Origin of the sequence: Colwellia sp. BRX8-5 (genome assembly GCF_014077325.1) — a bacterium.
In the GTDB taxonomy this organism is placed as follows: Bacteria; Pseudomonadota; Gammaproteobacteria; order Enterobacterales; family Alteromonadaceae; genus Colwellia_A.
In genome coordinates this window covers 269080-285177 of sequence record NZ_JACGVR010000001.1, presented here as the reverse complement: position 1 = coordinate 285177, position 16098 = coordinate 269080, and the positions used below count along the sequence as shown (strand labels likewise).

At 38.6% G+C, this 16098-nt stretch carries 9 protein-coding genes and 1 tRNA gene; 3 read left to right on the top strand and 7 right to left on the bottom strand.

The genetic code is table 11. The annotated features are described in order from the left end of the window. Positions 1-42: 42 nt before the first annotated feature. Together H4J62_RS01180 and H4J62_RS01175 are read right to left on the bottom strand one after the other, a co-directional pair. Complete coding sequence (locus H4J62_RS01180) at positions 43-2220, bottom strand: xanthine dehydrogenase family protein molybdopterin-binding subunit (protein ID WP_182215375.1); 2178 nt, start codon at positions 2218-2220, stop codon at positions 43-45. Between the two features lies 1 nt (position 2221). Then, the gene (locus tag H4J62_RS01175; RefSeq protein ID WP_259364808.1) at positions 2222-2689 is read right to left on the bottom strand and encodes a (2Fe-2S)-binding protein; all 468 of its coding nucleotides are present in this window, start codon (positions 2687-2689) and stop codon (positions 2222-2224) included. A gap of 211 nt (positions 2690-2900) precedes the next feature. Here H4J62_RS01175 and H4J62_RS01170 point away from each other — a divergent pair, with 211 nt between their 5' ends. After that, positions 2901-3884 (top strand): ABC transporter substrate-binding protein, encoded by a 984-nt coding sequence (locus H4J62_RS01170; RefSeq protein ID WP_182215377.1) that lies wholly within the window; start codon positions 2901-2903, stop codon positions 3882-3884. A gap of 5 nt (positions 3885-3889) precedes the next feature. Beyond that, positions 3890-6295 (top strand): ATP-binding protein, encoded by a 2406-nt coding sequence (locus H4J62_RS01165; protein WP_182215379.1) that lies wholly within the window; start codon positions 3890-3892, stop codon positions 6293-6295. Between the two features lie 75 nt (positions 6296-6370). Here H4J62_RS01165 and H4J62_RS01160 read toward each other — a convergent pair whose 3' ends face one another. The 3 genes from H4J62_RS01160 to H4J62_RS01150 all read right to left on the bottom strand — a co-directional run bounded on the left by H4J62_RS01160 (position 6371) and on the right by H4J62_RS01150 (position 12320). Then, positions 6371-7408, bottom strand: a complete 1038-nt coding sequence (locus tag H4J62_RS01160; protein WP_259364980.1) for a GGDEF domain-containing protein — start codon at positions 7406-7408, stop codon at positions 6371-6373. A gap of 117 nt (positions 7409-7525) precedes the next feature. Beyond that, a complete protein-coding gene (locus tag H4J62_RS01155; RefSeq protein WP_182215380.1) occupies positions 7526-9535 on the bottom strand; it encodes a tetratricopeptide repeat-containing sulfotransferase family protein in 2010 nt (669 codons plus the stop codon). Positions 9536-9665: 130 nt separating this feature from the next. Continuing rightward, on the bottom strand, positions 9666-12320 hold the full coding sequence (locus tag H4J62_RS01150) for a TonB-dependent receptor (RefSeq protein WP_182215382.1): 2655 nt from the start codon (positions 12318-12320) through the stop codon (positions 9666-9668). Positions 12321-12575: 255 nt separating this feature from the next. On the opposite strand from H4J62_RS01150, the gene H4J62_RS01145 reads away from it, so the two are divergent. Then, positions 12576-14531: a choline BCCT transporter BetT gene (locus tag H4J62_RS01145; protein WP_182215383.1), complete on the top strand. Its 1956-nt coding sequence runs from the start codon at positions 12576-12578 to the stop codon at positions 14529-14531. 32 nt (positions 14532-14563) lie between these two features. On the opposite strand, the gene H4J62_RS01140 is transcribed toward H4J62_RS01145, so the two are convergent. Then, on the bottom strand, positions 14564-15067 hold the full coding sequence (locus H4J62_RS01140) for a MarR family winged helix-turn-helix transcriptional regulator (protein ID WP_070375187.1): 504 nt from the start codon (positions 15065-15067) through the stop codon (positions 14564-14566). 927 nt (positions 15068-15994) lie between these two features. Beyond that, positions 15995-16070 (bottom strand) — tRNA-His (locus H4J62_RS01135). Positions 16071-16098 lie beyond the last annotated feature (28 nt).

Sequence of the window (16098 nt, the reverse complement as noted above, 5' to 3'; positions counted from 1 at the left end):
CAACAATATAAAAAAATTAACAATAAAACGTTCATTTAATCCTTACACTGACATCGGTTTAAAAGGTAAATCTCTATAGCGCTTACCTGAAGCGGCAAAGACAGCATTGCTTAATGCGGGTGCAAAAGGAGCAACACCGGGTTCGCCTAATCCTGTTGGGCTTTCATCTGAATCAGGAATATGAACCCTAACATTTGGCATATCGGTAATACGCATAACGGGGTAATCATGAAAATTTGAATTAACCACGGCACCTTCTCTAAAGGTTATCTCGGTGCTTAATGCTAATGACATGCCCATAACAACGGCGCCTTCCATTTGCGCTGTTGCGCCATCAAGGTTAAGTACTTGGCCACAATCTATCGCACAGTCTACATTTAATACTTTAATATCATCACCGTTGACTTCAACATGTACTGCCATGGCAACAAAGCTTTGAAAACTATAGTGCACCGCTAAACCAATAGCTTGGCCTTTTGGTAGTGATTTACGGTTCTCCCAGCCTGATTTCTCAGCAGCAATGGCGAGAATATCTTTAGCTCGTTTGACGTTTGCTTGCTGTTCTTTATTTTTATTGTTATCAAAAAGTTGATTAACAAAAGACAAAGGATCTTTATTTGCTTTGTACGCTAATTCGTCGGCAAAGGTACTAAAAGCAAAACCATAGAAAATAGCATAAACTGCCCGGTACCAACCAATACGCGTATGAGCTTTGGCATCGCCTGATTCGACACGACAATTCTCAATACCAAATAAATGATTAGTAATATCTTCTAAACTATTCGCCGGTGTTCTAACTAACGAAGGGTCAAATAAGGTTGATATTGAAGGAAAGGCGGCGCGATGTAACCAACCGGTCACGTTTCCTTGGTCGTCCATAGATGCTTCAATGTGTTGGGCATTTATCGAGTGATAATAGCCCGTACGCATATCTTCTTCGCGGGTCCACGTTAGCTGAATTGGCACACCAGTCTTTTCTGAAATAACAGCGGCTTCATGAACGTAGTCACACTTAAATTTACGACCAAAAGCACCACCGGCCATTGCTACATGCACCACGATATCTTTTGGCTCGCGTGTTAAGTATTGCCCTAATACTTTTTGAATATCGGCAGGGCTTTGTGTTGACGCCCATACTTCACAGGAGTCTTTTTGCACCCATACGACACTCGCATTAGGCTCCATCGGTGCATGTGAAAGATGTCCTCCGGTATAAGTGGCTGACATTTTATGTTTTGCTGCGCCAAACGCTTTTTCAATATCACCACGTTCAGCGGCTAACGTTGCTGGTTTTTCAACATTTTTAACCAGTTGCTGTTTATATTCTTTGGTGTCGTAAATAGCATTTTCGCCTAAATCCCAAGTTATTTTTAACTTTTTCACCGCTTGTTGTGCCGTCCAGCTATTGTCAGCCACTACGGCAACACCGCCAATAGAACCAAACGGGATGTTAAAACGTGGAATTTCGATAACGTCAATAACACCTTTCATTTTCAAAGCCTCGGTTTTATCAAGGCTTTTTAAGGCGCCGCCTAAAACAGGACAATGGATCATGGCCGCATATTTTAAGCCGGGTAGTTTAGTATCGACACCATAAATACGTTTACCGACCACCACTGCTGCCTGATCATGACGAGGTAATTCTTTACCTATGTAATTAAAATCACTTTTCTTTTTAAGCACAGGTTTTTCAGGTATCGGCATATTGGCAGCAATACTTGCTAATTCACCATAAGCGAGTTTTTGTTGATTAGTTTTATTAATAACAAAATGTGCTTGAGCAAAGCAGTTTTCAGGAGAGGTTTTCCACACTTTTGCTGCTGCGGCAATTAACATCGCTTTTGCTGTCGCTCCAGCTTCACGCATAGGCTGGTACATTACGCGGATACTCGCTGAGCCACCTGTTGCTTGCGGACCATATTTTTCGTCGGCGTCACCTTGCTTTACCGTAACACGCTGCCAATCAGCTTCCATTTCATCAGCGACAGCAGAAGGCAGGGCAGTACTAATACCTTGGCCCATTTCGCAGCGGCCACAATAGATAATAGTATCGCCATTTTCAGCCAGGTGAATAAAAGCGTTAAGTCCATCACCACTGTCTTTGATAATGCCCTTTTCTGCTAAGGCATTCATCGGTAAAGCAACACTTATCATTAAACCACCGGTGGCTAGACCGGCTGTTTTTAAAAAATTACGACGGCTTACGTTTGAAATGGTCATACTAAACCTCCTTACTTAACGTGTCAGCAGCTTCAACGATGGCTTTTTTAATGCGTTGGTAGGTACCGCAACGACAAATATTACCTTGCATTGCCGTATCAATTTCAGCTTCAGTGGGGGAAGCATTAACCGCTAACAAGCTCGCCGCATTCATAATTTGTCCGGCCTGACAATATCCACATTGGGGAACATTATTATTTAACCAAGCTTTTTGTAACGGGTGGTCACCCTTTTCGGATAGTCCTTCAATGGTGGTGATTTTTTTATCAACCAAGGTACTTACTGGAGTAATACATGAACGTATGGCTTGGCCATCAACGTGAACGGTACAAGCACCACACAAACCACTACCACAGCCGAATTTGGTGCCAGTGAACTCCAAGTTGTCTCGAAGAAACCATAAAAGTGGCATATCACCATCTACCGTAATTTCATGGGCTTTTCCGTTGATTATCATCGACTGTTTCATAAGTACTATCCTATTTTTGTGTGATCCTAGATTAGCTTGATATGGCCCATTACACAAAAGTAAAATCGGCAAACAATCAAATATCTACGACCAAAGACAGATTGTGCTGTTATCAGCGCTAAAAGTCAGGTTTTCACATAATTATTGTCTATAATTTATTGAAAACCTGTCTATAGTTAGTGCAATATTAAAACAAAACTCTAAGGCTCACATGTGTAGCAAGAAAAAACTAATACTGTTGTTATTCATTATTTTTAACCTACTGACGTTTACTTCCTCACAAGCGCAGACCCTTCGTAATGACGAACCGATAAAAATTGTCTTAAACGATTGGACAAGTCAGTTGGTTTTATCTCATATTACAGCCGAATTATTCGAGGGCATGGGCTACTCTGTTATTTTTTCAAAAAAAACCACAGGTGCTCAATGGGGGGCACTGCAACGTGGCTTAGCACATGTACAAATGGAAGTGTGGCAAGGCACCATGGAGAAAATGTATACCCGCATGATAGATGAAGGTGGCATTATCGATGCAGGTTCTCATGATGCGAAAACGCGTGAAGAATGGTGGTTCCCTGACTATGTGCTAGACCTCTGTCCGGGCTTACCCTCTTGGCGAGCGTTAAATAGTTGTGCGCACTTATTTGAAACTAAAGAAACCTCACCGAGGGGACGCTATCTTGGAGGACCTTGGGAGAAACCCGATGGGGCGAAAATAAGAGCACTAGACCTTAAATTTAAAGTAGTTACTGCTAACAATAGTGATGAGCTTTGGGAAATACTCGATAAAGCGATACGTAATAAGCAACCCATAGTGTTATTTAATTGGACACCTAATTGGATTGAAGCAAAATATAAAGGTCAATTTGTTGAGTTTCCACGCTACCACTCTGACTGTGAAACAAAACCTGAATGGGGCGAAAATAAGAATTTTTTGCACGATTGCGGAAATCCTACCGATGGTTGGTTAAAAAAAGTCGCTTGGCATGAAATGCCAATAAAATGGCCGTGCGCATTCGAAACACTCACTAAAATTAACTTTAGTAACGCAATGTTAGCTAAGTTGGCGTACGAAGTAGATGTAAACAAATTGACCTATCAAGAAGCCGCAACACAATGGCTGGCAGACAATCAACAGCTTTGGCAGTCTTGGATTTCACCATCGTGCCAAATAACAAATAAAATAACAGGTTAATTCGAGTGAAAAAAAATAAAATTTCAATTAATCATTCCATTGGTTTTACTCTACTACGTGGTGTTTTTTCTATTTATATTATTGTCGCGATTGTTGTTACTTTGACACATATGACAATAGAATATTTCAATGTAAAACAAATGATTAAAAATGATCTCGTGCTTTATCAATCCACTTACGAACAGCCTTTATCTGATGCTCTGTGGGACCTTGACGAAGACCGCATAAACACCATCATCGATGGCGTTATTAAACTGCCTTCGATAACATCGGTGCAGATATTTGATACAAACAATAATATTATTACTCAACGAACAAGTGACGTTCATCTTGCTTCTAACGAAATCATTGCGGTTGATTTTTTAATCGATCATTATTTTGATATTGAATATCGTCGTGAAGACGAAAATTCATTGGTGGGTGTTGGCGTATTCTATTCAGATAGAGATGTCATACTGAGCAAGTTAAGTACTGGCTTTACGCTAATCATTATTAACTCAATTATCAAAACGCTGGCGCTTTGGGGAATATTTCTTTGGTTAGTAAGACCCATGTTAATTAAACCCCTTGAAGAATTTAGCCATGCTGTAGAAAAATTAAATGTTGATGATTTAGACGACTTTAAGTTAAAAATAGACTCTCCTAAACGAAATGAATTACATGTACTTGCCGATAGTTTTAATCAAATGGCTTTTCGCCTTAACGGTTCACTTCAAGAGATAAAAGCAAGTGCCTTTGCACTTAATCATGCAAATAATTACCTAGAACAATTACTGTTAAGTGCCCAAGAAATGATGCAGGTAAATGACAAAGAAGCGTTATTTAAGCAGTATGTACAGTTCTTACACAAAGGTGTCGACACCTTGCAATCTAGTCAGTTAACGATTACTTATTTGAATCGGATCACTAAAAGTGCCAATGAATTTACTCATGTAAATTATCAATTAAGCGCTGAAGTGGTAAAAGGCCATTCATTACTTCATTTTATTAAATGTAATGAAGATACGACTGATCAACTGCCAGTAAAATATCAAGCGTTAGCAGCAAAGGCCTTTATGGTGAACAATGAGATGTCGTCTGAGCTCGTTGTCCCCTTAATGTCAAAAAACCAGGTATTGGGTGTCATCACACTAGGCTTATTAAAAGAAACCCCACTATCTTTGGCTGATCACTCATATATAGAAACCTTGACTCAACTTTTGGTGCTAATTTTTACTCAGCTTGATAATCAACAATATTTGGAATTTCAAGTAAAAAAACGTACCTTGGAACTTGAACGTTCATATAAAGAAATTGAACAAAAAGCGTCAGAATTAGAAAGGGTAAGTAATTATAAATCACAGTTTCTAGCAAACATGAGTCACGAAATACGTACTCCAATGAATGGTATCTTTGGCTCGCTGCAGATTTTACAAAACTCTGTCGACAATGAAGAATCACATGAGATTATTTTAACCGGATTGTCATCTTGTAAAAGCTTGTTAACCATTTTGAATGACATTTTGGATTTTTCTAAAATTGAGGCAGGCAAAGTAGAGTTTGAGGCCAATTCTTTTGACTTAAAGGAACTGCTTAACAATCTTTATAATGAATTTAAACCGATAGCGGTCGAAAACTCAATCACATTAGCATTGAATTTTGATGATCATTTTCATCAATATTGGCTAGGTGATGTAACGAGAGTAAAGCAGGTCTTGATTAATATTATCTCTAATGCACTTAAGTTTACTCATCAAGGTAGCGTAAATATTAATATTAGTGGCTCACAAGAAGTCGTTATTAAGGTGATCGACACGGGCATAGGCATGTCTGAATATGCATTGAACAGTATTTTTGACCGTTTTGAACAAGCGGATAAGTCGACGACCAGAAAATACGGTGGCACCGGTTTAGGTGTTAATATCGCTTTGAATTTAGCTAAAATGATGGGGGGTAATATAGAGGTACAAAGCAAGCTAGGTGAAGGGAGTTGTTTCGTTATTTCTTTACCTTTAACTCGAACAAATAAACAGAAAATATTGAAAGAAAAAGCACTTTTGGCGACACCGCAATTAAAAAATATCACTATTTTACTTGCCGAGGATACTGCCATTAATCGCACCATATTTAATAAGTTAATGGCGCCAACCAGTGCCAATATATTAATGGCGAAAAACGGCGCTGAATGTATCGAGCTGTTTAAAACTCATCATCCTAAGGTTATCTTTATGGATATTCAAATGCCGGTAATGGATGGTGTTGAAGCCTGTAAAATTATTAGAGCAAGCTCTAATATTCCGATCGTTGCGATAACGGCAAATGTTATGAGTGAAGATGTTGAGTTATACAAAGAGATAGGCTTTGATCGCGTGCTAAGTAAACCTGTACAACTACAAGAGCTTTACGAGGCTTGTACTAAATACATTGTATGATGGGCATATTTCGATTTTAAGCTATGCTGAGCAGGCGCTATAATCCTTTGATTATCTTGTGATAAAACAGCAAATTTAAAACTTTGGAAAAATTTGATTTCTGCCAGCATTTTTCGCTTGATAAAGCTGCTTATCTGCACAGTTGATCATTTCATCAATGGTTTGGTTGTCTTTGAATTGCTCAATTCCCATACTCATCCTGACATTAATATCATGGCCTTCATAATGAACAATATGGTGATGGAGTTTTTCTTGGATTTTTTCTGCTAAAACATGGGCACTTTTGGCTTGGGTTTGCGGTAAAATAAATAAAAACTCTTCTCCACCCCAACGAGCAATACAATCTTGCTCCCTCATACCATTGGTAAATATTTTTGCCAACTCAATTAATACTGCATCACCCGCATTATGACCGTACTTATCATTAATTTTTTTAAAGTGGTCAATGTCACATAAAATAATAGATAAAGATTCTTTACTTCGAATGACACGTGCTTGTTCTCGTTTTAACAGAGTAAGCGCAGCACGGCGATTAGATAATTGGGTTAGGGGATCTAAATGCGCCAAGCGTTGATATTTTTCACTTAGTTTTAAGGTGTGCTGATAAGATTGATCTCTTGAATATTCATATAGAGCAGAAAGAAAAGTCACGGTTAAAAAAGAGTATAATAAGCGTAATTTAAATTCAGTACTGTAGGCAGTATGAGGAATGATTTCCGTAGGTATACTCATGATTGCAATAGATATTATTACAAAGAACATAATCTCTATCAGACCACGTTTTAGGCCATGAACAAATACTGAGACAGGAGCAACAATAAATATCCATAGTGGACCTGTATTCTCAACGCCACCAGTATATATAAGGTAAAACATTAATATATATAAAGAATATAGAATGATTGCAGAACTTAATTTAACATTGTTAAATTTTTTGTGGGCATAATAGCCGATGAAATAAATCAAGCTGGCGATGAATAACGATATCGCTAAAACAAAGTTTTTGTTAAAAAGACCAACAATTCCCATAACAGCCGTTATCGACATACCTACTAATGCAAATAATGAAATGACATGAGGTTGATGAAATTTTTCGTTATCAAAGTGGTTCATTTTAGCTTATTCTCACAAAATCCTTTTTAGCGAAGGTGTTATTTCGCTGTTTATTTGTTCACTATAACAGTTTGTATAATGGTTTTAAATATTTACTAATCTCTTAATAACAACCGTTTATTCGATGTTTAATACTTTTTTTAATGGCGCTAAGTAAGGTTCAAAGTGACGCCATTGTTCTGTAGCACTTTTATAAATCGGCTGACGGACTTGCTCAGAGCTTGGCGTTTTAATGGTGCGTTTGGTTTTATGAAAATCAACACAAGATTGTTCAAAGCTTAAGCCACAAAAATCAAGTATTCTTCTGACCTGCTTTTCTAAGTCATCAACAACATCTTCGTGATTAACCGTTAAAACAAATCCCGGCAGTACTTGCTGCCAATGAGCCATTAATTTCAGATAAGCCTGGTAGTAACGGCCAATGTCTTCAAGGCGGTAACTAAAATCTTGTCCTTCGGCAAATAATTGCTTAAAACCACTAAAGCAACAAGCCATTGGTTGGCGTCTTGCGTCAATAATTTTCGCGTTTGGCAGTATTAATTTAATCAAACCTATGTGTAAAAAATTGTTAGGCATTTTATCAATAAAAAGAGGGGCCTGTTCACGATAGACTCGTGTTTCATCAATAAATTGTTGACCGAAGCGTTTAAAATATGTCGGATTAATTTCAGCTAAATTTTTGGGGTATTGGCTTTCTTTATGGCTTTCCTGCTCATTTTTATTATTCTCGCGCCCGCGTAACCTCGACGCTAAGCCTAAAATGTTGTGCAGTTCCATCGTGCCATCAACTTGACTGTGTGAAGCCAGTATTTGTTCAAGCAGGGTTGAACCTGCACGGGGTAAACCAACAATAAAAATAGGATCAGGTGAGTTAAGGCCTAAATTGCGACGAACTTCAAATAACTCGTGGGTACAGTATTTTATTTGTTCAGCGACTTGTTGTTCTATTTTATTAATGTCAAAGCCATTGCTAGCATGCTGTAATTCATTACCTTGCTGATAAGCTTCAAAGGCTTGCTGATAGTCTTCTCTGTCTTCAAAGGCTTTACCAGTAGCAAAATGTAATTGCACTTTGTCGGTTATCGCCAAATTCTCATCCGTACGCTGGTGTTGCATTTTGGTGATTTCTTCATCACTAAAGCGGTAGGTTTTCGTATTGGCTAAACTCCAAAATGCATCACCGTAGCTGGGGTTTAATTGATAAGCTTTTTGGTAAGCAGTAACCGCTTTTTTGATATCGCCTTGAGCTTTTAGCGCATGACCAAGTTGTAAATAGAAACCGGGGATCTTGCTATCTTGTCTGATGGCTTGCTCAAACAAAGTTATAGCTTGTTCTATTTTACCTAAGCCGGTCAACGTATTGGCTTTGGCGATCTTATAGCTAAGATTGTCTGGTTGTGTCAGTAGTAATGTTTCAACCTGCTGCTCTGCGGCTTTATATTTTCCTAAACGGATAAGAAGGTTTAGATATTGAGAGCGTGCATGAATATGATCAGGGGCTAATTCAAGGGCGCTAGCCAGCAAAAATTCAGCATCGTCATAAACTTTTAGCTCCATACCTATTTCAGCAAGTAGGCACATGCCATCGACATGACGCTTGTTGTTCTGTAAAAAATGTCGACAAATTTGCTCTGCCTTTAATAATTTCCCTTCATACATTAATTCGGTAACTGCCAGTAATGCCGGCGGTAATTTTTTCAATTTTTCGAGATGGTTAGCTGCCTTTTGCACTTGTTCTTGTTGACTGTCTTGTCGATAAAGTTGAATTAGCTCATGCCAACTACCCACTAAACTTGGATTAAGTTGTACGGCCTTTTCAAAGGATAATTTAGCTTGCTTAACCTTGTTTAAGGCTAAATGCGTATAACCTTGTTCTTGATTTGCTCGGCTGTGCAGGGCATCAAGTTTAAGTAACGCGTTAATACTGGTGAGTGCTTGGGTAAACTCTTTGCTATAGCGCTGGGCAATAGCCATTAAATACCATAATTCAATGTGGTCTTGCTGTTCGGTGACTTGTTGTTGCAGTGCTTTACTTTGTGCAATCGCTTCGCTAAATTTTGCCGTTTGGATTAAGGTTTGAATCGATTTTAAGTGTGTTTCAATCGGGGGGACAGTTGTGTTGTTCAACGATTTTGCTCCAAGGCAGTTTAACAAGTGGTCTTGCTCTGATGAGATACTCTATCAATAAAAAGCCGCTTGATACAAAGTTCAAGCGGCTTTATTTAGTTTTTAGTTAAAAGTTAATTAACATTAACGCTTAATAAAAATCATACGAGAATCTAAAACCTACAGTACGAGGTCTGTTAGAAACAACTTTTGGCGTATATTGTTGTGTATCTACGTATAGAATGGCACTTTTATCAGTTAAGTTATCGATAAAAAATTCTGCTTTCCATTCGTCGTTAGTCACACCAAAGCTTAAGTTGGCCAAAACGTAACTATCTTGAATGTAACGGCCACCGGCAAAGGTTTCTCCGTTACTACTTTGATAGTTAACACCTTTATAGACATCAGCTTCTTTTTGAATACTTAAACCTGAACCTGTGCCATAAACTAAATTAGTCGCATCTTCGACCATGTAAGCATCCATCGCCATACCCGCAAGTCTTTCGCCGGTATAACTGATTGAACCGTTAATATAACCGGTTAAATCGCCAGAGATATTATAGTAATATTCTGCTTGTAGGTTGCCTGAAAACTTAGCTGAATAAGGTAATCTACTACCAACACTTGGTGCAATGCCATCAAGTACGTCATTAACTGATGTTAATTCAGTATCAATTAAGCTGAACGCGCCCGAGATAACTAAGTTGTCAGTCACTACCCAGCTAAAATCACCATCAATACCTTTGATCTCTGCATCACCTACGTTATCAGTAAATACTAAGAAACTGATATTGGTTGGGTCATAGCGTGAGGTCTGTAGATCAGATATTTTTGAATAATAAGCTGTGGCATTAAAGCGTAGTGATTGGTCAAACAAGGTTGATTTAAAACCAACTTCAATGTTATCTAAGCTATCGGTAGTTGAGTATACGGGTATACGGAAGCCTTCAAAAGCGCCTTCTTGGTTTGCAGCAGAACCACCACCTACACGGTTAGTAACCGGCGGTCTAAAACCTTCTGAATATGAGGCAAAGACCATCACATCGTCCGTTACTTTCCAATCAACAGAGGCTTTGATAATCGTATCATCTACGGTTAATTTACCACTATTATCAAGTAAACTTGTGTCTAACTGACCGCTAGCAATAGCCTCTTTAATGGCCGTTGCTTCTTCTTCACCAAAAAATTCGTTTAAGGCAGCGTCACTTCCGTCACCAAAGGCACGTAATCGACCACTAACATCAGCGGTTGTTGTCGACCCTTTATAAATGTCATCAATTTGATACCAACGGGCACCAAAACTTGCAGTAACTGTGTCGGTTATGTCATAAGCAAACTGACCAAATACCGCGACTTGATCTATCGTGTGGGTAACATCATTAACAAAACTGACTTCAGCAGGGAAAGGCCCACCATTACTGTTAATACCTTCACTACCAACAAGAGTTCTTTGTAAATCAGGAAAAAGTTCAGTATTGGCTATTTTAAATTGACCCACTGATGATACTTCTTGCGTGTCATAAAAAACACCAGCCGTAACACGCCAGTCTTTATCAGCAGGCGTATTGAAACGTAGCTCATGAGTCATACGAGAGGTACTAGTTTCTTCTTTGTAATACTTAGTTGGGTCAAGACACTCTTGTGCTTCAGGTGCACTTGCATAGTTACAAACATAATAAGCTGAAAATTGACCACCATTGGTATAGCCGGTGTAATCAATCGTTGAATTAATATCTCTGTCTAAGTAACCACCAGTATAAACGATATCAAGTTGCTCAAGGCGACCTTCTAGTGTCCAGGTGGTTAAACCAAAATCATCATTATTATTTTCTGGTACAAAACGGTTTGTTGATGTTTGACCTTCAAGATTTGGATCATAAGAAAACACACCTTCAGTATCGAGAGACTGTTGAGTGTGTTGAACTAAAAGGTTCCATTCGTCATTGATCAAGTATGAGGCACCAAAACGTGCACCAGCATAATTAGCAGTGTTAAAGTCGTCTTCTACTAAAGCATCGTTTTGTGGTGCGGTAGTTGGAGTATTTTCTGGATCAGCTAGTTTAGCAAAATTAGCTGAAATTCTATCAATAACTACTGCACTACCGTTGTAACCACCTTGACCAGGGACATTGCGAATATTATCTATCCAACCGCCTTGGTGATCATTGTAAGTAGCAACACGAACAGCAAGTGAATCTGTTAAAGACATATTGAAATAAGCTTCAACAGAATTACTTAAGTCCCCACCTTTTGTGGTACTTGTGCTGGTATCAAAACCGGCAGAAAAACCATCATGGTTTGGTTTTTTGGTAATCAAGCGAACTGTGCCCGATTGCGAGCTAGCACCAAAAAGTGTGCCTTGTGGCCCAGGTAAAACTTCTATACGTTCAACATCAGTCGCGTATACATCTAAGTTACGTCCTTGCATAGAAACGGGTTGTTCGTCTAAGTAAAAAGCAACTGACGGTTGCAATGCCTGTACTGACGAGACAGATATGTTTGTTTGTGCGGTAGCTGCACCACGGATATATATTTCATTTTGTCCAGGGCCAGTGCCCTGAAAAACAACATTAGGTAAAAATTCTACATATTCGTCAAAATTTGACACCCCAAGTTTTTCTAAACTAGCACCCGTTAAGGCGGTAACGGTAACAGGAACATCTTGAATAGACTCTGTGCGTTTAGTTGCAGTAACTTCAATAACTTCTATCGTTGCTTTTTGTTGCTTTGTGACTTCTTCAGCAGAGAGAGCGCTCGATGCAGCTAGTGCTGTAAGCACAGCATAATGCAACTTAGTGAATTTCATATTAAGTATCCCTTGGTGTTTAATTATGTTTTGAGTTGATATTATTAGAGTTCTAACTATATTTATTCGCGTATAGCTTAACAAAAAATAGGACTTATAGATAATTTTTACAAATCTTTATATATTAGTTGGTGTATTTGTGTTTCTAATAGAGCATTTGTTCCTCTTTAAATTTTCTTGTGTTGTATACAGAATTGTTTACAGCATGGCTTAAGTCGATATAATATCAATACTAATTAAAATCAGGGGAAGAATTTGCCTACAACCGTTAAGAGTCAATTAAACAAGAAGGTATTTGGCAGTGCCTCCGCTATTATTATTGCCTTGTTAGTTTATACCGCTGCACTACCTCAACAGGCGCAAAGTTTATTCACACTTATTCAAACGAGTATTATTGAAAATGGTAGTTGGTTCTATGTACTGACTGTCGCATTCATCTTCTTTTTTGTTATCTTTTTAGGCGTTTCTCGTTATGGCGATATTCGCTTAGGTCCAGATCATTCAACACCTGACTACACCTTAGTCTCTTGGCTGTCGATGCTCTTTGCTGCTGGAATGGGCATTGGCTTAATGTTTTTTGGTGTCGCAGAACCCTTAATGCACTATTTGTCACCACCAACAGCAGAAACAGGTACGGTTGAAGCCGTGCAAGAAGCAATGAAAATGACATTTTTTCATTGGGGACTTCATGCCTGGGCTATCTATGCCATTGTTGCCTTAGTATTAGCCTATTTTAGTTATCGTCATAACTTACCATTAACGTTACGCTCTGCGCTATATCCTTTGATTGGAGACAGAATATATAAATGGCCAGGACATTTGGTCGACATTTTTGCTGTGGTGAGTACGGTCTTTGGTGTTGCTACTTCGCTGGGCTTAGGTGCCTCACAAGTTAATGCGGGTTTTGGTTATTTATTCGGTATTGAAGTCTCAGTCACTAATCAAATAATTATTATGTTTGGTATCACGTCACTTGCGGTTATATCAGTTGCCACAGGGCTAGATAAGGGCATTAAAATACTTTCTGAAACCAACATGGTTTTAGCGGTGATCTTATTATTTTTGATTTTTGTGCTCGGTCCAACAGTCTTTTTATTACAAGCCTATTTACAAAATATTGGTGATTATTTAGCGGATATTGTTCATAACACCTTTAATTTATTCGCTTACAAAAAGACTGACTGGATAGGTGGCTGGACAATCTTCTATTGGGGCTGGTGGTTGGCGTGGGCACCTTTTGTTGGTTTGTTTATTGCCAGAATTTCACGTGGCCGTACTATCAGAGAATTCATTATCGGCGTTATGCTAATACCCACGGTCTTCACTTTATTTTGGATGACTATTTTTGGTAATAGTGCGATTGATTTGGTTTATAATCAAGGCATTGTCGAATTAGGAGAGATGGTCAGTAAAGACTCATCCGTTGCCTTGTTTGTCTTTCTTGAAAACTTCCCATTATCTTCGGTGTTGTCATTCTTTAGTGTCTTAATGATTGTGATATTTTTTGTCACCTCCTGTGATTCAGGCGCTATGGTCGTTGATATGCTTTGCTCGCATGGCAAAAATGATACGCCGCTATGGCAACGTGTTTATTGGGCGGTAGGTATTGGTATCGTTGCGGCAATATTATTATTGGCTGGTGGTCTTAATGCCCTCCAAACCATGACTATTGCCAGTGCTCTACCTTTTACTATCGTATTATTACTGGCCATTGCAGGCTTGATTAAATCGTTAAGAGTTGAAGCTTTTAAGCAGGATAGTCAGCTAATCACAGCAATACCTCACTCAGGTAATGAGAATAGTGATAGTTGGCAAATGCGCTTGAAGAATGTTGTCGATTTCCCCAACAAAGCTAATGTCAGTAAGTTTGTTACGCAGACAGTCGTTCCAGCATTTGATTCCGTCGCTAAAGAGCTACAAGCTAATCAAATCAATGTTGAAATCTCACACGACGATGGGCTGACGTTAATTGTTGACCATGGTGAAGCACAAGAGTTTGTTTATCGGGTGTTAGCTCGTAAGTACTCTCAACCTGACTATGTTATTGAAGCCAATGAAGCGGAAGATGAGCAAAGTTATTATCGTGCTGAAGTTCACTTGGGCGAAGGTGGTCAAGACTATGACATTATGGGCTGGTCGAAAACGGCAGTGATCAATAATATTATTGATCAATACCACAAGCATTTGCATTTCTTACATTTGTTACGCTAATAGACAACAGCTCGGGTTAAACCGAGCTGTATTTACTTATTAGATGCGTCAGCTTTACTACTACTGCTGGCGCTCATCGCATCAAGCTCTAATAACGGAGCCGCATCTATTTCATTTGCATCCATCATTCCAGCCAATCGTTCCATAGATGAAAGCAACTGTGATTGCTCCCATTGCGCTAAATTCGAAAATTTATCAATAAAATGCTCTTGCAATGCTTGGGGGGCATTGAGTAAAAGTGCTTTACCATCCTCGGTTAAATATAAGCTCACTCTACGTTTATCTTGGGTACTACGTATTCTTGAAACTAAGCCTTTATTCTCTAGCCTGTCCAAAATATTGGTCACGGTAGCAGCACTTAAATTAACATTTTTGGCTACTTGGCTTGAATTTATACCAGAAACTTTATCTATTTCTAGCATAATTAATAATTGTGGACTGGTTAAACCCGAAGTTTTATTAAGGTGTTTTGAATGTAAATCGATTGCCCTGATGACTTTCCTTAAGGCAATTAATAATTGTTGATGTTTTTCCATTACAGTGTGCTTCTTACTTTAATTACTATTAGTTTAATCAAAAAAAACAGCAACACCTAGACAAATTACCTAAATAGGCGTTATTAGATGGTTTTAAAGAGAAATTTAGAAAAACCCTATAACTAAAGGGACTTGAACCCACGGTAAGCGAAAATGGAATCACTGATGGATGTGTGTTTTCTTTGAGATAAACTTATAAAGAATGGGGTGGCTAAAGGGACTTAAATCCACTGTAAGCGAAAATGGAATCACTGATGGTTTTATTTAATATGTTATAGGTGTGCTTATACAGAAATGGGGTGGCTAAAGGGACTTGAACCCACGGTAAGCGAAAATGGAATCACTGATGGTTTTATTTAATATGTTATAGGTGTGCTTATACAGAAATGGGGTGGCTAAAGGGACTTAAACCCACGGTAAGCGAAAGTGGAACCACTGATGGATGTGTGTTCTATTTGAGATAAACTAATAAAGAATGGGATGTCTAAAGGGACTTGAATCCACGGTAAGCGAAAATGGAATCACTGATGGATGTGTGTTTTCTTTGAGATAAACTTATAAAGAATGGGGTGGCTAAAGGGACTTGAACCCACGGTAAGCGAAAATGGAATCACTGATGGATGTGTGTTCTATTTGAGATAAACTTATACAGAAATGGGGTGGTTAAAGGGACTTGAATCCACGGTAAACGAAAATGGAATCACTGATGGTTTTATTTAATATGTTATAGGTGTGCTTATACAGAAATGGGGTGGCTAAAGGGACTTGAATCCACGGTAAACGAAAATGGAATCACTGATGGTTTTATTTAATATGTTATAGGTGTGCTTATAAATAATGGGGTGTCTAAAGGGACTTGAACCCACGGTAAGCGAAAATGGAATCACTGATGGATGTGTGTTTTCTTTGAGATAAACTTATAAAGAATGGGGTGGCTAAAGGGACTTGAACCCTCGACAACCGGAATCACAATCCGGGGCTCTACCAACTGAGCTATAGCCACCACTGATATTACTTGAAGCGCCCAGTGA

Coding starts and splice junctions, on each gene's coding strand:
- H4J62_RS01170 (WP_182215377.1), top strand. CDS start 2,901: ATGTGTAGCAAGAAAAAACTAATACTGTTGTTATTCATTATTTTTAAC.
- H4J62_RS01160 (WP_259364980.1), bottom strand. CDS start 7,408: ATGAACCACTTTGATAACGAAAAATTTCATCAACCTCATGTCATTTCA.
- H4J62_RS01180 (WP_182215375.1), bottom strand. CDS start 2,220: ATGACCATTTCAAACGTAAGCCGTCGTAATTTTTTAAAAACAGCCGGT.
- H4J62_RS01150 (WP_182215382.1), bottom strand. CDS start 12,320: ATGAAATTCACTAAGTTGCATTATGCTGTGCTTACAGCACTAGCTGCA.
- H4J62_RS01140 (WP_070375187.1), bottom strand. CDS start 15,067: ATGGAAAAACATCAACAATTATTAATTGCCTTAAGGAAAGTCATCAGG.
- H4J62_RS01175 (WP_259364808.1), bottom strand. CDS start 2,689: ATGAAACAGTCGATGATAATCAACGGAAAAGCCCATGAAATTACGGTA.